The sequence below is a fragment of the Mycobacterium sp. ACS1612 genome (assembly GCF_001667505.1).
Taxonomy (GTDB): Bacteria; Actinomycetota; Actinomycetes; order Mycobacteriales; family Mycobacteriaceae; genus Mycobacterium.
In genome coordinates this window covers 43,216-63,829 of record NZ_LZHZ01000076.1, presented here as the reverse complement: position 1 = coordinate 63,829, position 20,614 = coordinate 43,216, and the positions used below count along the sequence as shown (strand labels likewise).

The window sequence follows — 20,614 nt, the reverse complement described above, 5'->3', positions numbered from 1 at the left end:
AAAGTTCGAGTGGAGGCGTGCTGGAATGCCGTTTCGGCGTGACGGTGGCCTACCGTGGTGCCGTGACCAACCGCGCGCGGCTCGTGAAGGTCGGCGCCGTCGTCTGGATTGTCGCCGCCGTCGTGTACCTGGCGGTCGAGAAACTCGCCGCGGCCAACGTCAAAGGCCACTACAGCTACGTGCACCACTACATCAGCGTGCTCGGCGTCCCGGCCTGGGGCCGGTTCGCGTGGTTGATGAACGGCGCCTTCTATCTGCAGGGCGCGCTGCTGCTGGTCGGCGCGGTCCTGCTGACGCGCGCGTCGGGACGGCGCGGCGTGTTCTTCGGATTGTTCACCACCGCCGCCACCATCGGTTACTTCCTGGTCGCCACCGTGCACGGCGGTTCGCCGCTGGCCAAGGGCGACGGCATGCAGTTGCACATGACCGGCGCCCTGCTGGTGTTCGTCGCGGGCAACTTCGCGATCGTCGCGGGATCGGGAATCGTCGCCCGCGCTGTGGACGCCCGCTGGTGGTACCGCCTGGTGTCGCTGCTGATCGCCGCAACGGGCGTATTCGCGTTTCTGATGCTGGCCAATTACAACGTGTGGACCTACCGGTACGCACCCGTCGGCATCGTCGAGCGCATACCGGTCTATTCGATCCTGGCGTGGCAGGTGTTCAGCGGCGCGGTGGCGCTAGGTCTGCTGCGCAAGCGGGACGTCCATGTCGAACACGCGAGCGTGTAGCACGGTCCTGTTCCGCAGCGCCGCCCGCACCGCGCGGTGCAGGCCGTCCTCCAGGTAGACGATGCCCTTCCACCGCACCGCGTGCGGAAACAGGTCGCCGTAGAACGTCGAATCCTCGGACAGGAGCCTATCCAGCGCCAGCACAGTTGTGGTGGTGACCAACTCGTCGAGGCGAAGCTGCCGCGGCGGTATCTGCGCCCATTGCCGTTGGGACAGGCCATGGTCCGGATACGGTTTGCCCTCGCGCACTCCCTTGAAGATCATCGACATGATCTCTCGGGCGTCGTCGGGGTCACAGGGCAAAGGGTAGTCGTAAACCACCTATCCGCCACGCGAACACCTGCTCGCGCGGTATCCGCCCAGTTGATGCCCGTAAAATGGGTACTGACTGCATGCTTGTGTTCGTTGACGGGGAGGTGACCAATTGGGTAGCGCCGACGACCGCCGCTTCGAGGTGTTGCGCGCCATCGTCGCCGACTTTGTCGCCACCAAGGAGCCGATCGGGTCGAAGACGCTCGTGGAACGGCACAACCTCGGGGTGTCCAGCGCCACTGTCCGCAACGACATGGCGGTGCTGGAAGCCGAGGGCTACATCACCCAACCGCACACTAGTTCGGGCCGGGTGCCCACCGAGAAGGGGTATCGCGAGTTCGTCGACCGGCTCGACGACGTCAAACCGCTGTCGTCCTCCGAGCGGCGCGCGATCCTGACATTCCTGGAATCCGGCGTCGACCTCGACGACGTGCTGCGCCGCGCGGTGCGGCTGCTGGCGCAGCTGACCCGCCAGGTGGCCATCGTGCAATACCCGACGCTGACCACGTCGAGTGTGCGACGCCTCGAGGTGGTCGCGTTGACCCCGGCCCGGCTGCTGCTGGTGGTGATCACCGACTCGGGCCGCATCGACCAGCGCATCGTCGAACTCGGCGACGCCATCGATGAGCACGAGCTGTCCCAGCTGCGCGACCGGCTCGGCCAGGCCATGGAGGGTAAACCGCTGGCGGCCGCATCGATCGCGGTTTCTGATCTAGCCTCGCATCTGAATGGGGGCGGCGGCCTGGCCGATGCGGTGGGCAGGGCGGCGACCGTGCTGGTGGAGACGCTGGTCGAGCACAGCGAGGAACGTCTGGTGCTCGGCGGCACCGCCAACCTGGCGCAGAACACCGCGGACTTCGGCGGCTCGCTGCGTTCGGTGATGGAGGCGCTGGAGGAGCAGGTCGTGGTGCTGCGACTGCTGGCGGCCCAGCAGGAAGCCGGCAAGGTCACCGTGCGGATCGGGCACGAGACCGAGGCCGAACAGATGGCGGGCACCTCGGTGGTTTCCACCGCGTACGGCAGTTCGGGCAAGGTATACGGCGGCATGGGCGTACTGGGACCCACGCGGATGGACTACCCGGGAACTATCGCTAATGTCGCTGCGGTTGCTCTCTATATAGGCGAAGTCTTGGGTAGCCGGTAATTCGGCATTGGAAAGGGTTGGCGTGGCACGCGATTACTACGGGCTGCTCGGAGTGAGCAGGGGGGCGAGCGATTCGGAGGTCAAACGCGCCTATCGGAAGCTCGCCCGTGAACTGCATCCCGACGTCAACCCCGACGAAGAGGCCCAGGCCCGGTTCAAGGAGATCAGCGTCGCCTACGAGGTGCTGAGCGACCCGGAGAAGCGGCGCATCGTCGATCTGGGCGGCGACCCGCTGGAGAACGCGGCCGCCGCGGGCAACGGCTTCGCCGGCTTCGGCGGGCTCGGGGACGTGTTCGAGGCCTTCTTCGGCGGCGGAACCACGTCGCGCGGCCCGATCGGCCGGGTGCGGCCCGGTTCGGACTCGCTGCTGCGGATACGACTGGACCTGGAGGAATGCGCCACCGGCGTGACCAAACAGGTGACGGTGGACACCGCGGTGCTGTGCGATCTGTGCCAGGGCAAGGGCACCAACGGCGATTCCAAGCCGGTCGCCTGCGACACCTGCGGCGGGCGTGGCGAAATCCAGACGGTGCAGCGCTCGCTGCTTGGTCAGGTGATGACGTCGCGGCCGTGCCCGGTGTGCGGCGGCGTCGGCGAGGTCATCCCCGATCCGTGTCACCGCTGTGGCGGCGACGGCCGGGTGCGGGCGCGTCGCGAGATCAGCGTCAAGATCCCGGCAGGCGTCGGCGATGGGATGCGGGTTCGTCTCGCGGCCCAGGGTGAGGTCGGTCCCGGCGGTGGCCCCGCGGGTGACCTCTACGTCGAGGTACACGAGAAGCCGCATGAGGTGTTCGTCCGCGACGGCGACGACCTGCACTGCACCGTCTCGGTGCCGATGGTCGACGCGGCACTGGGCACCACGGTCACCATCGACGCGATCATCGACGGTCCGACCGAACTGACCATCCCGGCGGGTACGCAGTCCGGTTCGGTGACGACGTTGCGGGGCCACGGCATGCCGCATCTGCGCTCAGGAGTGCGCGGCGACTTGCACGCCCACATCGAGGTGGTCGTGCCGACGCGACTCGACCACGAGGACATCGAACTGCTGCAGAAGCTCAAGGAGAAGCGCACCCGCGACGTCACCGAAGTACGGTCGACCCAGAGCGCCGCGACGGGCAGCGGCTTCTTCAGCAGGTTGCGCGAAACCTTTACCGGCCGTTGATCTTTGGTGCGCACGCTGTTTTACGTCGATGCGCTGCCCTCGATCGGTGAGCTCGCGGTCGTCGACGGTGAAGAGGGCTTTCATGCGGCCAACGTCCGGCGCATCCGGACCGGGGAGGAACTCGACCTCGGCGACGGCGTAGGCACCATGGCGCACTGCGTCGTCGAGGAGGTCGCCAAGGGCCGCCTGACCGCGAAAGTGCTCGACCGGACGACGGTGGAGCCCGCATCGCCTGCCGTCACCGTGGTGCAGGCGCTGCCCAAGTCGGACCGTTCCGAACTCGCGATCGAGTTGGCCACCGAGGCCGGTGCCGACGCGTTCGTCGCGTGGCAGGCGCAGCGTTGCGTGGCGCGGTGGGAATCCACGGCGAAGATCGACAAAGGCCTGCGCCGGTGGGACGCCGTCGCGCGGTCGGCGGCGCGGCAATCGCGGCGCCCGTACATTCCGCCGGTCAATGGTGTGGTGTCGACGGTGCAACTGGCCGCACAGGCGGCCGACAGCACCGCCACCGTGCTGGTGTTACACGAGAGTGCGACCGTCAAGCTCACCGAAGTGCCGCTGGCGCAAGCGGATTCGTTGTGGCTTGTGGTCGGTCCGGAGGGCGGCGTCAGCGACGACGAGATCGCGGTGCTCTCCGGCGCCGGCGCGACAGCGGTCCGGTTGGGCCCGACGGTGTTGCGGACCTCGACCGCAGCGGCGGTGGCATTGGGGGCGCTCGGCGTCCTGACCGCGCGGTGGCGGACGTGAAGTGGGCCGTCGCGGTGGTGGCCGCCGTGCTGGGTGCGGTCGAGTTCGCGACCTGGGCCGCCTCGCGGGCGTTGCTGCCCACGGTCGGCACCGATGCCGGTCACGTCGAGGTCGGCGAAACGGTCCTGGTGCTGGGGTGCCCGCTGGTGCCACTGCACCGCTGGCGGGTCCGGATCGCGGTGCGTTCCACCGATCCGAGCGTCGCTCGGTTCGTGTTCTGCGGCGGCGCCGTGCGCACGCAGGTTCCCGAGGCGCAGATGATGGCCGACTACGCGGTGCGGGTCCTGCATCTGCCACCCGGAAACATCGTGATCGAAAACCGGTCGACGACGACGGAGGAGAACATCGCGAACGCGATGCCGTTCTTTGCCGACAGCCCGGCGATCAAGATCGCGTCGAACACCTTTCACGCGCTGCGCGCCAGGGCGATCCTGGCCGACCAGTCGCCGGACGCGGCGAAAAGGCTGGTCCGAGCCCGCGACTACCTGCCGTTCGAGTGGGGGCCACTGCACGCGGTGTTGCTGGCCTACGACGGCTACCGCTACGTCCGTGCGGTCTGCGCTGGTTAACGGTTGGGGCGGGTTGGGAGCGGACGGTAAACTGGGTATCCGAGAGCGAACCTGAACGGCCACGACCAAGAAAGCAGGCAGAAAACCCCACGTGACGCCCCGCGAGACGAACGCTGACTCGGACTCGCCCGTTCGCAGCAGCATCAATGTTCCGCCCGACCTCGTTGTGGGCCTGCTGGGTTCCGCCGACGAGAATCTGCGCGCACTCGAAAACATCCTCTCCGCCGACATCCACGCGCGCGGCAACGCCCTGACCCTGTCCGGTGAACCGGCCGATGTGGCGCTCGCTGAGCGGGTGATCTCCGAACTGGTCGCGATTGTCGCCAGCGGTCAACGACTGACACCCGACGCGGTCCGACACAGTGTCGCGATGCTGACCGGCACCGGTGACGAGTCACCTGCCGAGGTCCTGACACTCGACATCCTCTCGCGGCGCGGCAAGACGATCCGGCCGAAGACGTTGAACCAGAAGCGATACGTCGACGCGATCGACAACCACACCATCGTGTTCGGCATCGGCCCCGCGGGCACCGGTAAGACGTATCTGGCAATGGCCAAGGCGGTCAACGCTTTACAGACCAAACAGGTGAACCGGATCATCCTCACCCGCCCCGCGGTGGAGGCAGGCGAGCGACTCGGCTTCCTGCCGGGCACGTTGAGCGAGAAGATCGATCCGTATCTGCGCCCGCTGTACGACGCGCTGTACGACATGATGGATCCAGAATCGATCCCGAAGTTGATGAACGCCGGGATCATCGAGGTCGCACCGCTGGCGTACATGCGTGGCCGGACGCTCTCCGATGCGTTCATCATCCTCGACGAGGCGCAGAACACCACCGGCGAGCAGATGAAGATGTTCCTGACCCGGCTTGGCTTCAACTCGAAAATTGTTGTGACGGGCGACATCACGCAGGTCGACCTGCCCGGCGGTGCCGCCTCGGGTCTGCATGCGGCGATGCGGATTCTCGACAATATCGACGACATCCACTTCTCTGAGCTCACCAGTGCCGACGTGGTACGACACCGACTGGTGTCCGACATCGTCGACGCCTACGCCAAATCCGAAGAGCCCGCACTGATGAACCGGGCCCAGCGGCGCGCTTCCGGTGCCGCAAGACCGCGAAGGTGAGCGTGTGACCATCGAGGTGTCCAACGAGTCGGGCATCGACGTCTCCGAAGAGGAACTGATCAGCGTCGCACGGTTCGTCATCCGCAAGATGAAGGTCAACCCCGCCGCAGAGTTGTCGATGGTGCTGCTCGACACCGCCGCGATGGCCGATCTGCACATGCGCTGGATGGACCTGCCAGGCCCCACCGACGTGATGAGCTTCCCGATGGACGAGCTCGAACCGGGCGGCAGGCCCGACGCCCCTGAGCCAGGTCCGTCGATGCTCGGTGACATCGTGCTGTGCCCGGAGTTCGCGGCGCAGCAGGCCGCCACGGCCGGTCACACACTCGGCCAGGAGCTTGCGCTGCTGACCGTGCACGGCGTCCTACACCTGCTCGGCTACGACCACGCCGAGCCGGACGAGGAGAAGGAGATGTTCGCGCTGCAGCGTCAACTGCTCGAGGAGTGGGTGGCCGACCAGGTCGAGGCTTACCACCAGGACCGCCAGTCCGAGAAGGACCGGCGGCTGCTGGACAAGTCCCGATATTTCGACGAACCGTGACCGGCATCGGCCCCCTGATCGGCGCGATCGCGCTCATTGGTCTCGGCGGCCTGTTCGCGGCCATCGACGCCGCCGTCAGCACCGTGTCGGTGGCCCGTGTCGAGGAGCTGGTGCGCGACGAGCGCCCCGGCGCCGTGCGGCTGGCCCGGGTGATGGTCGAACGGCCGCGGTACATCAATCTTGTTGTGCTGCTGCGCATCATATGCGAAGTGACGGCGACGGTGCTGCTGGTCGCCTACCTGGACGGCCTGCTCGGCGTCGGCTGGGGGATGTTCACCGCCGCCGCCATCATGGTGGTGGTCAGCTTTGTCGTGATGGGCGTCGGCCCGCGCACCGTCGGACGGCAGAACGCCTACAGCATTTCACTGATGGCAGCCCTTCCGCTGCAGGCGATTTCGGTGTTGCTCACGCCGATCAGTCGACTGCTGGTGTTGATCGGCAACGCGCTGACGCCCGGCCGCGGTTTCCGCAACGGCCCGTTCGCTTCCGAGATCGAACTGCGTGAGGTGGTCGATCTGGCCCAGCAGCGCGGCGTGGTGGCCGACGACGAACGCCGGATGATCCAGTCCGTCTTCGAACTCGGTGATACCCCCGCACGTGAGGTGATGGTGCCGCGCACGGAGATGGTGTGGATCGAGAGCGACAAGACCGCGGGCCAGGCCACCTCGCTGGCGGTGCGCAGCGGACATTCGCGGATTCCGGTGATCGGCGAGAACGTCGACGACGTGGTCGGCGTGGTCTACCTCAAAGACCTTGTGCAGCGGACGTATTACTCGACCAACGGCGGCCGCGACACCAAGGTATCCGATGTGATGCGCCCTGCGGTGTTCGTGCCGGACTCCAAGCCGCTCGACGCGCTCCTCGACGAGATGCAGCGCGACCGCAACCACATGGCGCTGCTTGTCGACGAGTACGGCGCGATCGCCGGCCTGGTCACCATCGAGGACGTGCTGGAGGAGATCGTCGGCGAGATCGCCGACGAATACGACACCGACGAGGTGGCGCCCGTAGAAGATTTGGGCGACAAGCATTTCCGGGTATCGGCGCGGCTGCCGATCGAGGATCTCGGGGAGCTGTACGACGTCGAGTTCGACGAGGACCTCGACGTCGACACCGTCGGCGGCCTGCTGGCGTTGGAACTGGGCCGCGTGCCGCTGCCGGGCGCCGAGGTGACGTGGGACGGGTTGCGCCTGCGCGCCGAAGGCGGGCCCGACCATCGCGGCAGGGTCCGGATCGGTACGGTCCTGGTCAGTCCGACGGAGAAACCCGAGGAGCATGATGAGTGAACTCGACGCCGAGGACGCCAAGCTGGTGACGTTGGCCCGCGGCGCGATGGGCCGGGCCGAAGCGTCCAGCGGCGCGGCAGTCCGCGACGCCGACGGGCGCACGTATGCGGGTGCGCCCGTCGCACTGCAGGCTCTGCAGTTGACCGCGCTGCAGGCGGCCGTGGCCGCCGCGGTGTCCAGCGGGGCGACGGGGCTCGAGGCCGCGGCGTTGGTCGGCGGTTCTGCCGACGACGCAGGCGTGGCGGCGGTGCGCGAATTGTCGGCCGACGCCGCGGTGATCGTCGCCGACCGCGGCGGCACCCCGCTGTGACCGAATTCCGCTCGGGGTTCGTCTGCTTCGTCGGCAGGCCCAACACCGGCAAGTCGACGCTGACCAACGCGCTGGTGGGCGCGAAGGTGGCGATCACGTCGAACCGACCGCAGACCACCCGGCACACCATCCGCGGGATCGTGCACCGAGAGAATTTCCAGATCATCCTGGTCGACACGCCCGGCCTGCACCGGCCCCGCACGCTGTTGGGGCAGCGGCTCAACGATCTGGTGAAGGACACCTATTCGGAGGTCGACGTCATCGGCTTGTGCATTCCGGCCGACGAGAAGATCGGGCCGGGGGACCGGTGGATCTATGAGCAGATCCGCACCATCGCTCCGAAGACCACGCTGGTGGCCATCGTCACAAAGATCGACAAGGTGGCCAAGGACCGGGTGGCCGCGCAGCTGATCGCGGTCAGCGAGCTGGCCGGACCGGATGCCGAGATCGTGCCGGTGTCGGCGACCACCGGCGAGAACCTCGACGTGCTGACCGATGTGCTGGCTACCCAACTGCCGCCCGGCCCGGCCTTCTATCCCGACGGTGAGCTGACCGACGAGCCTGAGGAGACGCTGATGGCCGAGCTCATCCGCGAGGCGGCGCTGGAAGGGGTGCGCGACGAACTCCCGCATTCGCTGGCCGTCGTCATCGAGGAGGTCAGCCCGCGCGACGGCCGCGACGACCTGAGCCCGCTTGTTGATGTACACGCCACCTTGTTCGTCGAACGCGAGAGCCAGAAGGGCATCGTGATCGGCAAGGGCGGCGCCAGGCTGCGGGAAGTGGGCACTGCCGCGCGCACCCAGATCGAGAAGCTGCTGGGCACCAAGGTGTACCTCGATTTACGGGTGAAGATCGCCAAGAACTGGCAGCGCGACCCGAAACAGCTTGGGCGACTGGGCTTCTGAGCGCTTGCGCGAAGAAGAATCAGGCTGCGCTAAGCGGGCCGGCCGTACACCGCAACGACGACGGTGCGGTCCAGGCTGTTGACCGACCAGACACCCATCTGGGAGTTGGCGCAGTTCGACATGATCGCCATGTAGTCGGGCCGGTAGTACCAGTTGTTGATGATCTCGACGCCGCTGATCGCCAGCGCGGGATTGATGGCCACCGTCTCCGCGACGACGCCCACGAAGCCGGCGTTGCGGGCCCGGTCCTGTGGCGTCGACCCGTCTGATCCGATGTCCCCGTCCAACGCGCGGTTGTTCAGCACGTCGTTGGCGTGCCACTCGGCGGCCAACTGCAGCTTCGGATTGATCTTCACGTCGTTGGTGCAGCCGGCCTGATGCTGGATGGTGTAGACGTTGGCCACCACACCGTCGTTGAGCCGCTTGTTGTCGGCACTCGCTGCGGGCATGCCGGCTACGGCCGCAGCCACCACCGCCGCTACAGGCAGCGCGCGCCGGATAAGTGCCACGTTCGGGAGATTACGCGACCTCGTCGCGAACCGGCTCGTCGGCGACGAGATTGCCCAAACTGGGCTCGGGAACCGGCAGAGGCGTCGCGGCCGGTTGCGTGCGGTCCCACCACACCTCAGGTTGGCGCAGCGCCCAACCGTTGAGGGCCTCCAACTCGGCGGCCAGCGAGATCAGCAGCGGCTCACTGTTGGCGGGCCCCATCAGCTGCAGCCCGATCGGCAGCCCGCCGTAGGTGAACCCGGCTGGCACATTGATCGACGGCCACCCCAACAGGTTCCACGGCCAGGTCACCGGGCATGCGCGGATCATCGCGCGGTCGGTGGACAGCCCGCCGCGGTGGTCGAAGTCGGTGACCCTCGGCGGGGGCAGCGCGGTGGTCGGCGCCAGCACCACGTCGAACAGGTTGAAGGTCCACCCGATCCGGCGCTGCGCCTTCGCCTCCCGGGCGCGGGCCTTGCGCAGCGTGTGCTGCGACAACAACCACCCGGTCCTGGTGTTGGCCAACGTCCGCTTGTCCAGGTTCACGTTCGGGCCGAGGCGATCCACCCACTCGAGCAACCCTGCCGTCGACCGGGACAGGAAGCTCCATGACATCTGCAGGTTGTAGTCGGGGTCGGCCTCGACCACCGTGTGCCCCAGCTGTTCGAGCTGACCGGCGACCGTCTCCATGGCCGCCCGGATCTCCGGGTGCAGTTTGGCCTTGAACACGGTGAACGGGAACTTCGTCGACATCGCGATCTTCAGCGGGCCCGGTGCCTGCGCGACGAACTCCGACACCCGCACCGGCGGCGGCTGATGCAGATCACCCGGGGCGTTACCGGACGCGGCGTCGAGCACCAGCGCAGCGTCCGTCACCGTCCGCGCCAACACCCCGTTCACCGTGATGCCGTTGAACGCCTCGGGTAACGGCCGCGTGGAGATGCGGCCGCGCTGCGGCTTGATGCCGACCAGATGTGTCCACGCCGCGGGAATCCGCACGCTGCCCGCGCCGTCAGAACCGATGGCCGCGGCCACCAATCCGGCCGCGACGGCTGCCGCGCTGCCGCCCGACGAGCCGCCCGGGGTGTGTTCGCTCGACCACGGATTGCGGGTGTGCCCGAAGGCGGGTCCGCTGGTGAACGGCCATTGACCCAGTTCGCAGGTGTTGGTCTTGCCGACGATGACGGCGCCCGCGGCCCGCAACCGGCGCACCACCTCGGAGTCGCGGTCCGCCGGCCTGATGTTCCCGTCGGCGCCGAAGCGGGTGGGCACACCCGCGATGTCGACGTCGTCTTTGACCGCGATCGGGATGCCCAGCAACGGAAGTTCTACTCCCGCTTCACGTTTCCGGTCAGCGGCCTCGGCCTCCGCCAAGGCGCTCTCGTGCAACACCACCCGGAACGCGTTGAGCGTCGATTGGCTCGCGTCGATGGCGTCAAGTGATCGCCGTACCAGTTGATCCGACGTCACTGTGCCGGCGGCAAGCTGGTAAAGCTGGGTGGTGATCGTGGGAAATCGGGCGTGGCGTTTCGAGGATTCGACCATCACGTACAAGAATATCGGCGTTGCCAACAGCAACTGTCAGAGCACGGTGAGAGACTTTCTTAATGCGGCTGTATCGAGACCGGGCGGTGGTGCTGCGCCAGCACAAGCTCGGCGAGGCCGACCGGATCGTCACCCTGCTCACCCGTGACCACGGGTTGGTGCGCGCGGTGGCCAAGGGGGTGCGGCGCACCCGCAGCAAGTTCGGGGCGCGGCTGGAACCGTTCGCGCACATCGACGTTCAGCTGCATCCCGGCCGCAACCTCGACATCGTCACCCAGGTGCAGGCCATCGACGCGTTCGCCACCGACATCGTCAACGACTACGGCCGCTACACCTGCGCGTGCGCGGTGCTGGAGACCGCCGAGCGGCTGGCGGGGGAGGAGCGGGCCCCGGTGCCCGCGCTGCATCGACTCACCGTGGCCGCGCTGCGGGCGGTCGCCGACGGCAGTCGTCCCCGTGAACTCGTGCTCGACGCTTATCTGTTGCGCGCCATGGGAATCGCGGGTTGGGCGCCTGCGCTGACCGAATGCGCCCGCTGCGCCACACCCGGTCCGCATCGGGCGTTTCACGTCGCGGCAGGCGGCAGCGTGTGCGTGCACTGCAGGCCGTCCGGGTCGGCCACCCCGCCGCAAGGCGTGCTCGACCTGATGGCTGCGCTCTATGACGGCGACTGGGAGCATGCGCAGGCGTCGACGCCGTCGTACCGCAGCCAGGCCAGCGGGTTGGTGGCCGCGCATCTGCAGTGGCATCTGGAACGTCAGCTGCGGACATTGCCGCTGGTCGAACGGGGCTACCGGATCGATCGCACACTTGCCGATCACCGCACCGCGGTGGCTGCTGAGCATCGCGTTTCGGTGTTCGGGCAGGATGTCAGCCATGGCGATCAAGCGGGCGAAGACCAGCTACCCACAGCTGCCCCCGGCGCCTGACGACTATCCGACGTTCCCCGATAAGTCGTCTTGGCCCGTGGTGTTTCCCGACCTGCCGCCGCATACCAACGGCAGATTCGCGCGGCCACCGCAACACACCTCGAAGGCCGCCGCCCCGCAGATCCCCGCCGACCAGGTGCCCAATCACGTCGCCGTCGTCATGGACGGCAACGGGCGGTGGGCGACGCAACGCGGACTGCACCGCACCGAGGGACACAAGATGGGCGAGGCGGTGCTCATCGACATCACCTGCGGAGCCATCGAGATCGGCATCAAGCACCTGACGGTGTACGCGTTTTCCACCGAGAACTGGAAACGCAGCACCGAGGAGGTGCGCTTCCTGATGGGATTCAACCGCGAGGTGGTCCGCAGGCGGCGGGAGAACCTCAACGACATGGGCGTGAACATGCGCTGGGTCGGCTCACGTCCGCGGATGTGGCGCAGTGTCATCAAAGAGTTCGACATCGCCGAGCAGATGACCGTCGGCAACGACGTCATCACCATCAACTACTGCGTCAACTACGGGGGCCGCACCGAAATCGTCGAAGCGGCCCGCGCGCTCGCCCAGGAAGCGGTCGACGGCAAGGTCAACCCGAACCGGATCAGCGAGGCCATGTTCGCCAAGCATCTGCATCGCGCCGACATCCCGGACGTCGACCTGTTCATCCGCACGTCGGGCGAGCAGCGGGCCAGCAACTTCCTGTTGTGGCAGGCTGCGTACGCCGAATACGTCTTCCAGGACAAGCTGTGGCCGGACTACGACCGACGTGACCTTTGGGACGCCTGCGAGGAGTACGTCAACCGCAACCGCAGATTCGGGCGGGCCTGATGGCGCTGGAGGAGAGGCTCGCGACGGTCCTCGACGACGTTCTGTCGGTTCAGCAGGAGGACGACGGTGCGCTCACCGTTCGCCATGACGACACCATCGCATCCCTGCGTGTCGTGACCATCGCCGAGGGACTCGACATGGTGTCGCTGACCCAGATCCTGGCCTGGGACCTGCCGGTGGACGCCAAACTGCGCAACAAGGTCGCACGGCATGCTCGCAACACGCTGCTCGGCACAGTGTCGCTGGTGGAGAAAAGCGCTGGCGCCAAAGGCAATTCGAAGAAGGCTGGCGACGTGCTGCTGCGGTACAACTTCCCGGGAGCGGGTTTGGCGGACGAGGCGCTGCGCACGCTGATCCTGTTGGTGCTTGCCACCGGCGTCGACATCCGTCGAGACCTGCTCGGCTAGGTGGGCCGCGACCTAGTCTGACAGCGCCGCGCGCAGATCTGTTGCCCCGGAGGCGATGTCATCGTCATCGGTGTGCTCCGGCAATACCGTCAGCAGTCGCAGTAGCCCTGACCGCGCGGCCACGTCATCGCGCAGCAGGCGCACCGCCCTGTCGTTGGACAGCGCATTGACGATCAAAAAGACCCCGTTGTCCCACAGGTCAGGGCGCAGCCGGGTCAGCCATGGCAGGCCGCGGGTGAGGTAGTGCCGCAACGCGGCGACCAGAAACCGGATGTCATCGCCGTTCGGCCGCAGGTGGCTGTTGTAGTTGGACAGCAGGAGCCGGGCCAATTGTGGGTCGGTGCCGGGATCTTCGAAGACTTCCAGTGCGGCGCGCGATCCGCGCAATCGCGTCGCCACCGCAGTGAAACTCTTCGCGACGACGGTGTCGGCCTCCGACGCGGCGAGCGACTCAAGCAGGGGGCCCGCATCGCGGTCGTCCAGAGCGAGGAGTGCCTTGGCGGCGGCCAGTTTTCGCGCCCGCTCGGCACCGTCGAGGCTCCTGCGCAGCTGCCCGGCCATGTCGGTGCGGCGGGCAGCTCCGGCGGCATCGGCAAGCTCGGCGCTCAACGGCCCGCCATGGTGTGCGGCCTTGTCGAGATCGGCGTCGCTGATCACCACGCTGACGCCGGCGCTGTTGAACGCCTCGTAGATCACCGCGACGTGGCGCCGCAGGCGCCGCAGACGCCGAAGATCTCGATGGTGTGGCTGACGTCGGAGAAGCCGTGCTCGCGGGCGACCTGAGCCGCCCACGCCTCGACGTCACCACCCTGGATCTCGACGGTGGAGCCGCACGCGCGGCAGACCAGGTGGTGATGGTGATCGTCGGAGCAGCGTCGGTAGACCGACTCGCCGGTGTCGGTGCGCAACGTGTCGACCAGACCGTTGGCCGCCATCGACTGCAGCGTGCGGTACACCGTCGTCAACCCGATGCCTTCGCCGCGGCGGCGCAGTTCGTCGTGCAACTCCTGGGCTGAGCGGAAATCGTCGAGCTTCTCCAGCAGCGCAGAGATCGCGGCGCGCTGCCGGGTGGCCCGCACCCCCGTCGCGCTCACGTGCCGCCCTCGCTCGCATGGGTCACCGCCGCGACGACGATATCGGTGAGGTGGTGGTCCACCAGTCGGTACATCACCTCGCGACCGGTCCGCTCGCCTGCCACCACGCCCGCCGACTTGAGGATCCGCAAGTGCTGGCTGACCAGCGGTTGCGGCACCTCCAGCGCGTCGACGAGTTCGTGCACACAGCGCGCCGATTCGCGCAGTTGCAACACGATCGCGATCCGCACCGGCGCGGCCAGCGCCCGCAAGAGGTCACCGGCGGTGTCCAGAACATCGCGCGGGGGCAGGTCCGGAAGGGGCGCGCCGCCGTGGTCGTGCACCTCCGCGCCGGGCAAAGTGGAAACGGTTTTCATTATGCCGTCAGAATACATGCACGACCGCGCATGTCAACGATGACGACGCGGTCGCTAAGGTTTCACCCGTGGCTTCTTCGTCGATCATCGACACCGTTGCAAATCTGGCCAAGCGTCGTGGCCTCGTCTACCAGTCCGGCGAGATCTACGGCGGCACCAAATCTGCTTGGGACTACGGCCCATTAGGCGTCGAACTCAAGGAGAACATCAAGCGGCAGTGGTGGCGCTCCGTGGTCACCGGCCGCGACGACGTCGTCGGCCTCGACAGCGCGATCATCCTGCCGCGCGAGGTGTGGGTGGCCTCCGGTCACGTCGAGGTGTTCAACGACCCACTGGTGGAATGCCTGAATTGCCACAAGCGGCATCGGCAGGATCACATGCAGGAGGCCTACGCGGCGAAGAAGGGCGGCAGCCCCGACGACGTGCCGATGTCGGAGATCGTCTGCCCGGACTGCGGCACCAAGGGCCAGTGGACCGAACCGCGCGACTTCAACATGATGTTGAAGACCTACCTCGGTCCGATCGAGACCGAAGAGGGTTTGCACTATCTGCGGCCCGAGACCGCGCAGGGCATCTTCGTCAACTTCGCGAACGTCGTCACCACCGCGCGGCGCAAGCCGCCGTTCGGCATCGGCCAGATCGGCAAGAGCTTCCGTAACGAAATCACCCCTGGCAACTTCATTTTCCGCACCCGCGAGTTCGAGCAGATGGAGATGGAGTTCTTCGTCGAACCGGACAGCGCGCCGGAGTGGCATCAGTACTGGATCGACACCCGGCTGCAGTGGTACATCGATCTGGGCATCGACGCGGACAATCTGCGGCTGTACGAACATCCGAAGGACAAACTGTCGCACTACTCCGACCGCACGGTCGACATCGAGTACAAGTTCGGCTTCCACGGCAACCCGTGGGGTGAGCTGGAAGGTGTGGCCAACCGCACGAACTTCGACTTGTCAACGCACTTAATGCATTCCGGAGTCGATCTGTCGTTCTACGACCAGACCACCGACACCCGTTACGTGCCGTACGTGATCGAGCCGGCAGCGGGCCTGACGCGCTCGCTGATGGCGTTCCTCGTCGACGCCTACGCCGAGGACGAGGCACCCAACGCCAAGGGCGGGATCGACAAGCGCACGGTGTTGCGCCTCGACCCGCGGCTGGCACCTGTCAAGGCGGCGGTGCTGCCGTTGTCCCGCAATGCCGATCTGTCGCCGAAGGCCCGCGATCTGGCCGCCGAATTACGCAAGTGCTGGAACGTCGAATTCGACGACGCTGGCGCGATCGGCAGGCGCTACCGCCGACAGGACGAGATCGGCACGCCGTTCTGCGTGACGGTCGACTTCGACACGCTCGAGGATCACGCGGTGACCATCCGCGAGCGCGACGCCATGACCCAGGACCGCGTCCCGCTCGACGGCGTGAGTGACTATCTGGCGCTCCGACTGAAGGGCTGCTAGATCGCGTAGCGGCAGTGCGCCAGGCGGTCGAGTCGGCACAGCCCCGAGGACAGGTCGTCGACCAACGGCAACTCGCCCTGCGGGTCACAGAGCGCCAGCAGTCGCCGGACCGCCCCGCTGCCGACGATGATCCAGTCCACGTCGCCGCGGGCGCAGTAGACGCTGATGTAGTACAGCGCCGTGAAGGCCTGGGCGCCGAAGAACTCGACGGCACGCAGGTCGAGGACGAGTTGTTTGGACAAGTGGATGTGGCTCTCGACGTAGCGGCCGAGTTCGCGGGCATTCGACGCGTCGACGTCGCCGAGGACGGCGACCGCCACGCGGGTGGATGACGGGTGCCGCACGGCGAAGGTCGCTCTGCCGCAGCGTTGTGAATCATCGATCGGTGCGGTCTCTGGGCGGCGCGTTCGCAGAGTTGTGACAGCCATCACAGTGGACTCTAATACGGATTCAGTGGCCCATGGCAAAGTTCAGAGAACTCTCATCAACGCGTTACTAGCAGGACATTTAGCGAAACTTATCCGTTGAACGACGTTACATCCGAGCCGAAAGTGTCCTCTTGGCGACGGATTCAGTAGCGGGCTGGGGGCCGAATTGGTTGAGCACCTGCTCACAGATTGTCCCTCGGCCGACGGGTCGTTTGCCGCGCTCCCTATGGTCGAGGGGTGACGTTCTCCTACGACGAGTCATTGCGGCACCAGATCTCCGAACGCCTTGCCGCCCACGACCGCCGCACCGTGATCGACCCGACGAAGCGACACGCCGCCGTCGCCATCGTGCTGGTCGACTCCGAGGTCGGCGAGGACAGGGTCGATCCGGTCGGCGCGGCCGACTTCATCGCGGATCTGCTGATGGAGGCCGGCCTCGACGGGCGGATGGTCGACGTGTCCGGCGGCGCGGCGTTCATCTTGTGCCGCAGGGCGATTCGCCTCAATTCGCATTCCGCGCAGTGGGCGCTGCCCGGCGGCAGGGTGGATCCGGGGGAGACCGTCGTCCAAGCCGCACTGCGCGAACTCGAGGAGGAGGTCGGGGTCACGCTGTCCGAGTCGGCGGTGCTGGGCCTGCTCGACGACTATCCGACCCGGTCGGGATACGTGATCACCCCGGTCGTGCTGTGGGGCGGCGGCCGACTCGACCTGCGGCCCGCGCCCGCCGAAGTAGCGGCCGTGTACCGGGTGGGACTGCACCAACTGCAACGAGACGACTCGCCGCGGTTCATCTCGATTCCGGAGAGTCCGCGGCCCGTGGTGCAGATCCCGCTGGGCAATGACCTGATCCACGCGCCGACGGGCGCGGTGCTGCTGCAACTGCGGTGGCTGTGCCTCGAAGGCCGCGACGACCCGGTCGCCGGCCTCGAACAACCGGTGTTCGCCTGGAAGTAGTCAGAACCGCCCACCCGCGGTGTAGCCGCCGCCGGATGAGCCGGACGAACCGCCGAACGACGTCGAACTCCAACCCCCTCCCATGCTGCCGCCGATCCCACCGCGCAGCGCACCGGACAGGATGTTGCCGATGATGATGCCGCCGAGCACCGCGCCCATGTTCGAGCCGCCGGTCTGCCCGTAGTGTCCGGCGTAGGACCGTTGCGCCGCACGGACATCGGCGTTGGCGAGGTCCTGCGCCTGTGCCGCGAGCACCGACGCGCCGTTCGCGTGTGCGATGGCCTCGTTCAGGTTGACGGACCTCTTGTCCTGGGCGGCCTGAAGTTGGCGCACCGCTTCGGCGAGCCGGGTACGCGCCTCCGGACCGATGCTGCCGCGCCGGGTGTCGATGTAGTCGGAGACGCCCCGCACCCGGGACTGCGCGGTGAACAACGCCTGGTCGAACGCGCGGCTGAGCCGCTCGGTGGCTTCGCGTTCCTCGGCGATGTTGGCCAGCAGCCGGTCTAGTTCGGCGTCGGCCTGCGTCAGTTTGGTGAACGCCCCCAACGGATCTGCGTCGCCGCTGCTTTGCGCGTCGGCCACCGCTTTGACCGCGGCGTCGCGGGCGGCGCTGAGGTCCGTTGCATGCGCCGTTTTGGACTGAGCCAATATCGTTCCCGCTTGATCGATGCCGTTCTGGATGTCGGCGACGACCGCGGGCAGGTTGGCCACGGCCCTGGTGATGTCGATGCCCGCGCTGTCGATGGCGTCCAATAGTGTGCGAGCCTGACCCAACGCGGACTCGGCGGCGCGGATGGAGTCGATCAACCCGGTCTGCCGACCGACGGGGCGCGTGACGAGCGTGCGGGCGTTGGTGATGTTCTGGTCGGCGAATTCCAGTCGCTGCTTGGCGGTTTCGACGTTTCCCGCCACCGACGCCAACGCCGTGTCGGAGAACTGGTTGTGCAGCGACGCCAGCGTCTGCTCCGACGGGCCGATCCGCGCGGTCAGTTCGACCATCTGCTGGGTCAGCGCGTCGAGCCGCGACGGCGCATTGATCACCAGATCACGCAATTGCTCGAACGCCTCGCGCCGGGCGTCGAGTTCATGGTCCGCTTTGGCGGCAGCGACGATGACCCGCGTCAACAGGTCGCGGCGCTGCTGCGGCGACTCCGGCACGGCGTCGTCGAGGATCTGCCGCACGTTGAACGCCTGCGCCAGCGTCGTCTTGGCGTTGGCGACCGCGGTGGAGAACGGTGCGGTCTCCCCGGGGCCGAATTCGTCGACGGCCAAACTCAATTCGTTGTCACTGGTGCGGACGGCGTTGTCGACGTCGACGACGATGGACTTGGACAGCTCGTCGAGCGCATCGAGTGGAACGGCGGCCAGTGCGCTCGGGTCGGTGGGATCCACCCGTTGCGCCGCCGCGAACTCCGCCTCGCGGCGCTTGCGCCTGCGCCGCTGCAGCCACAGCCACACCACCACCGCGACCAGCGCCAGCACCGCCAGGGCCACCAGCATGCCGAACCAGGAGATGTCCGCGTCCGGTGGGTCGAGTGCCTGGGCGGCGGCGATCGCCGCTGCGCCCCAATTCCCTTCACGCAATGCGGGTTCGATCTGGTTGCGGCGCAAGTCGTCGGCGGTGCTGCGGCTCATGCTCGACGGCGCGTGAAACGCGTATGCGCGGTCCCCGGTTGCCACCGCCAGGACCGCATCATCGTCGGGGTTGATGCCGCTGGCGCGGATGGTGGCATCGGTCCATCTGGTGGCGTCCATCCCGGAGAACGTGTCGACGTAGACGACCCACAATCGGATGCGTTTGTCGTTGTACAGCTTGTCGACGGCCTGTTGCACATCGCTGAATTCCGAACCGCTGAGCGCGTCGGCGCCGTCGTTCACATAGCTGGGCAGCCGAAACGGCGGCTGGCCGGTCGCGGTCGGCGCCAGCAGGGCGCCGAGGGTCATCACCGCGAACACGAGGCCGAGCAAACGGGCGATGCGCATGGTCGTCAATGTAGTACTGGCAGACTGTCCGTCGGTGGCCGTGATTGGAGATCCCTACAACGAGTTCGACCGCGAGCGGGTGGTGGTCGAACCGCCGAAAGGTGCCGCGCTTCCTGGCACAGACACCGAGCACCGCACCGACTTCGCGCGCGACCGGGCCCGCGTCCTGCACAGCGCGGCGCTGCGTCGACTGGCCGACAAGACGCAGGTTGTCGGGCCGCGGCAGGGCGAGACGCCGCGCACCCGGTTGACCCACTCGCTTGAGGTGGCCCAGATCGGTCGCGGCATGGCCATCGGTCTTGGTTGCGACCCCGACCTCGTCGACATGGCGGGGCTGGCCCACGACATTGGCCATCCGCCGTACGGCCACAACGGCGAACGCGCGCTCGATGAACTCGCCGCCGAGCACGGTGGCTTCGAGGGCAACGCGCAGAACTTCCGCATCCTGACCCGCCTGGAACCGAAAGTGCTTGACTCCCAACAGCACAGTGCCGGGCTGAACCTGACCCGGGCGGGGCTGGACGCGGTGACCAAGTATCCGTGGCGCCGCGGCACCGCGAACGGCAAGTTCGGCTTCTACGACGACGACGCCGCCGCGGCCGACTGGGTGCGGTCGGGGGCTCCCGAGGGCAGGCCGTGCCTGGAGGCGCAGGTGATGGATTGGGCCGACGACGTGGCGTACTCGGTGCACGACGTGGAGGACGGCGTCGTTTCGGGCCGCATCGACATGCGGGTGCTGGCCGACGACGATGCCGCCGCGGTGCTGGGGCGTCTCGGCGAGTCGCATGGGATGGGGGCGGGGCTGCTGGCCGACGACCTGGTGGCCGCCGCCGAGCGGCTGTCGGCCCTGCCGATCGTCGCCGCCGTCGGGAAGTACGACGGCACGCTCGCGGCGTCCGTCGCTCTCAAGCGGTTGACCAGCGAGCTGGTGGGCCGGTTCGCGTCCGCGGCCATCGCCGCCACCCGACAGGATCACGGGCCGGGCCCGTTGGTGCGGTATGAGGCCGAGTTACGGGTGCCCGAACTGGTGCGCGCCGAGGTCGCGGTGCTCAAGATCCTGGCGCTGCAATTCATCATGTCCGACCCGCGCCACCTCGAACTGCAGGCCAGGCAGCGGGACCGGATCCACCGCGTTGCACAGTGGGTGCTCGCGGGCGCACCGGCCACACTCGACTCGATCTTCGTGCCCGCCTTCAACGACGCCGCCGATGACGGTGCGCGGTTGCGGGTGGTCATCGACCAGATCGCGTCGTTCACGGAAGGCCGATTGGAGCGCCTCGAACCGGCTGAGCTGTGATCGCGCCGGA

Annotated in this window: 23 protein-coding genes and 1 pseudogene; 16 read left to right on the top strand and 8 right to left on the bottom strand. The window is 67.3% G+C overall.

Translation table 11 applies throughout. The annotated features are described in order from the left end of the window. Nucleotides 1-62: 62 nt before the first annotated feature. Nucleotides 63-728, top strand: coding sequence for a DUF998 domain-containing protein (locus A5724_RS32485; RefSeq protein ID WP_067812364.1), 666 nt, complete (start codon nt 63-65; stop codon nt 726-728). Here A5724_RS32485 and A5724_RS32480 read toward each other — a convergent pair. Continuing rightward, nucleotides 678-992, bottom strand: a complete 315-nt coding sequence (locus tag A5724_RS32480; protein ID WP_067812361.1) for a type II toxin-antitoxin system VapB family antitoxin — start codon at nt 990-992, stop codon at nt 678-680. The genes A5724_RS32485 and A5724_RS32480 overlap by 51 nt on opposite strands. Before the next feature lie 160 nt (nt 993-1,152). Between A5724_RS32480 and hrcA the strand changes: the two genes are divergently transcribed. The 9 genes from hrcA to era all read left to right on the top strand — a co-directional run bounded on the left by hrcA (nt 1,153) and on the right by era (nt 8,836). After that, nucleotides 1,153-2,184 (top strand): heat-inducible transcriptional repressor HrcA, encoded by a 1,032-nt coding sequence (gene hrcA, locus A5724_RS32475; protein WP_067812239.1) that lies wholly within the window; start codon nt 1,153-1,155, stop codon nt 2,182-2,184. A 22-nt stretch (nt 2,185-2,206) separates the two neighbouring features. Continuing rightward, nucleotides 2,207-3,349 (top strand): molecular chaperone DnaJ, encoded by a 1,143-nt coding sequence (gene dnaJ / locus A5724_RS32470; protein WP_067812237.1) that lies wholly within the window; start codon nt 2,207-2,209, stop codon nt 3,347-3,349. Nucleotides 3,350-3,355: 6 nt separating this feature from the next. Then, nucleotides 3,356-4,096, top strand: a complete 741-nt coding sequence (locus A5724_RS32465; RefSeq protein ID WP_067812234.1) for a 16S rRNA (uracil(1498)-N(3))-methyltransferase — start codon at nt 3,356-3,358, stop codon at nt 4,094-4,096. Continuing rightward, entirely contained in the window at nt 4,093-4,665 is a 573-nt protein-coding gene (locus A5724_RS32460) for a YdcF family protein (protein WP_067812359.1), read from the top strand. Before A5724_RS32465 ends, A5724_RS32460 begins: the two co-directional genes overlap by 4 nt. Before the next feature lie 91 nt (nt 4,666-4,756). Beyond that, nucleotides 4,757-5,794, top strand: a complete 1,038-nt coding sequence (locus A5724_RS32455; protein WP_067812231.1) for a PhoH family protein — start codon at nt 4,757-4,759, stop codon at nt 5,792-5,794. 4 nt (nt 5,795-5,798) lie between these two features. Next, a complete protein-coding gene (gene ybeY, locus A5724_RS32450; protein ID WP_067812357.1) occupies nt 5,799-6,335 on the top strand; it encodes an rRNA maturation RNase YbeY in 537 nt (178 codons plus the stop codon). Continuing rightward, complete coding sequence (locus A5724_RS32445) at nt 6,332-7,621, top strand: hemolysin family protein (protein WP_067812230.1); 1,290 nt, start codon at nt 6,332-6,334, stop codon at nt 7,619-7,621. Before ybeY ends, A5724_RS32445 begins: the two co-directional genes overlap by 4 nt. Then, entirely contained in the window at nt 7,614-7,931 is a 318-nt protein-coding gene (locus A5724_RS32440; RefSeq protein WP_067812228.1) for a cytidine deaminase, read from the top strand. Before A5724_RS32445 ends, A5724_RS32440 begins: the two co-directional genes overlap by 8 nt. Next, nucleotides 7,928-8,836, top strand: a complete 909-nt coding sequence (gene era / locus A5724_RS32435) for a GTPase Era (protein ID WP_067812226.1) — start codon at nt 7,928-7,930, stop codon at nt 8,834-8,836. Before A5724_RS32440 ends, era begins: the two co-directional genes overlap by 4 nt. 35 nt (nt 8,837-8,871) lie before the next feature. Here the strand turns inward: era and A5724_RS32430 are convergent. Together A5724_RS32430 and A5724_RS32425 are read right to left on the bottom strand one after the other, a co-directional pair. Beyond that, nucleotides 8,872-9,285: pseudogene (locus tag A5724_RS32430) on the bottom strand (CAP domain-containing protein); the annotation flags it as partial. A gap of 70 nt (nt 9,286-9,355) precedes the next feature. After that, nucleotides 9,356-10,870, bottom strand: coding sequence for an amidase (locus A5724_RS32425; protein WP_067812355.1), 1,515 nt, complete (start codon nt 10,868-10,870; stop codon nt 9,356-9,358). A gap of 62 nt (nt 10,871-10,932) precedes the next feature. Between A5724_RS32425 and recO the strand changes: the two genes are divergently transcribed. From recO to A5724_RS32410, 3 genes are read left to right on the top strand one after another with little or no spacing between them, the layout of a single operon-like run. Continuing rightward, a complete protein-coding gene (recO, locus tag A5724_RS32420; protein WP_067812221.1) occupies nt 10,933-11,799 on the top strand; it encodes a DNA repair protein RecO in 867 nt (288 codons plus the stop codon). After that, nucleotides 11,738-12,628, top strand: a complete 891-nt coding sequence (locus A5724_RS32415; protein ID WP_197518879.1) for a decaprenyl diphosphate synthase — start codon at nt 11,738-11,740, stop codon at nt 12,626-12,628. The genes recO and A5724_RS32415 overlap by 62 nt, the downstream gene beginning before the upstream one ends. Beyond that, nucleotides 12,628-13,035, top strand: coding sequence for a hypothetical protein (locus A5724_RS32410; protein WP_067812216.1), 408 nt, complete (start codon nt 12,628-12,630; stop codon nt 13,033-13,035). Before A5724_RS32415 ends, A5724_RS32410 begins: the two co-directional genes overlap by 1 nt. A gap of 12 nt (nt 13,036-13,047) precedes the next feature. On the opposite strand, the gene A5724_RS32405 is transcribed toward A5724_RS32410, so the two are convergent. Genes A5724_RS32405 through A5724_RS32395 form a run of 3 tightly spaced genes read right to left on the bottom strand, consistent with a single transcriptional unit; the run spans nt 13,048 to nt 14,485 of the window. Continuing rightward, nucleotides 13,048-13,731 (bottom strand): hypothetical protein, encoded by a 684-nt coding sequence (locus A5724_RS32405; protein WP_067812213.1) that lies wholly within the window; start codon nt 13,729-13,731, stop codon nt 13,048-13,050. Continuing rightward, nucleotides 13,728-14,129, bottom strand: coding sequence for a Fur family transcriptional regulator (locus A5724_RS32400; protein WP_067812211.1), 402 nt, complete (start codon nt 14,127-14,129; stop codon nt 13,728-13,730). Before A5724_RS32400 ends, A5724_RS32405 begins: the two co-directional genes overlap by 4 nt. Next, nucleotides 14,126-14,485, bottom strand: coding sequence for a metalloregulator ArsR/SmtB family transcription factor (locus A5724_RS32395; RefSeq protein ID WP_067812209.1), 360 nt, complete (start codon nt 14,483-14,485; stop codon nt 14,126-14,128). The genes A5724_RS32400 and A5724_RS32395 overlap by 4 nt, the downstream gene beginning before the upstream one ends. Nucleotides 14,486-14,553: 68 nt before the next feature. On the opposite strand from A5724_RS32395, the gene A5724_RS32390 reads away from it, so the two are divergent. Continuing rightward, the gene (locus A5724_RS32390) at nt 14,554-15,942 is read left to right on the top strand and encodes a glycine--tRNA ligase (RefSeq protein ID WP_067812207.1); all 1,389 of its coding nucleotides are present in this window, start codon (nt 14,554-14,556) and stop codon (nt 15,940-15,942) included. Here the strand turns inward: A5724_RS32390 and A5724_RS32385 are convergent. Further along, nucleotides 15,939-16,370: an STAS domain-containing protein gene (locus A5724_RS32385; protein WP_156752552.1), complete on the bottom strand. Its 432-nt coding sequence runs from the start codon at nt 16,368-16,370 to the stop codon at nt 15,939-15,941. The two genes, A5724_RS32390 and A5724_RS32385, sit on opposite strands and share 4 nt — an antisense overlap. Nucleotides 16,371-16,607: 237 nt before the next feature. Between A5724_RS32385 and A5724_RS32380 the strand changes: the two genes are divergently transcribed. Then, nucleotides 16,608-17,324 carry a CoA pyrophosphatase gene (locus tag A5724_RS32380; protein WP_067812203.1) on the top strand — a complete coding sequence of 239 codons (717 nt, stop codon included), beginning with the start codon at nt 16,608-16,610 and terminating at the stop codon, nt 17,322-17,324. On the opposite strand, the gene A5724_RS32375 is transcribed toward A5724_RS32380, so the two are convergent. After that, on the bottom strand, nt 17,325-19,307 hold the full coding sequence (locus A5724_RS32375) for a YgcG family protein (RefSeq protein WP_067812201.1): 1,983 nt from the start codon (nt 19,305-19,307) through the stop codon (nt 17,325-17,327). Here A5724_RS32375 and A5724_RS32370 point away from each other — a divergent pair. Continuing rightward, complete coding sequence (locus tag A5724_RS32370) at nt 19,306-20,604, top strand: deoxyguanosinetriphosphate triphosphohydrolase (protein ID WP_067812352.1); 1,299 nt, start codon at nt 19,306-19,308, stop codon at nt 20,602-20,604. The two genes, A5724_RS32375 and A5724_RS32370, sit on opposite strands and share 2 nt — an antisense overlap. Nucleotides 20,605-20,614 lie beyond the last annotated feature (10 nt).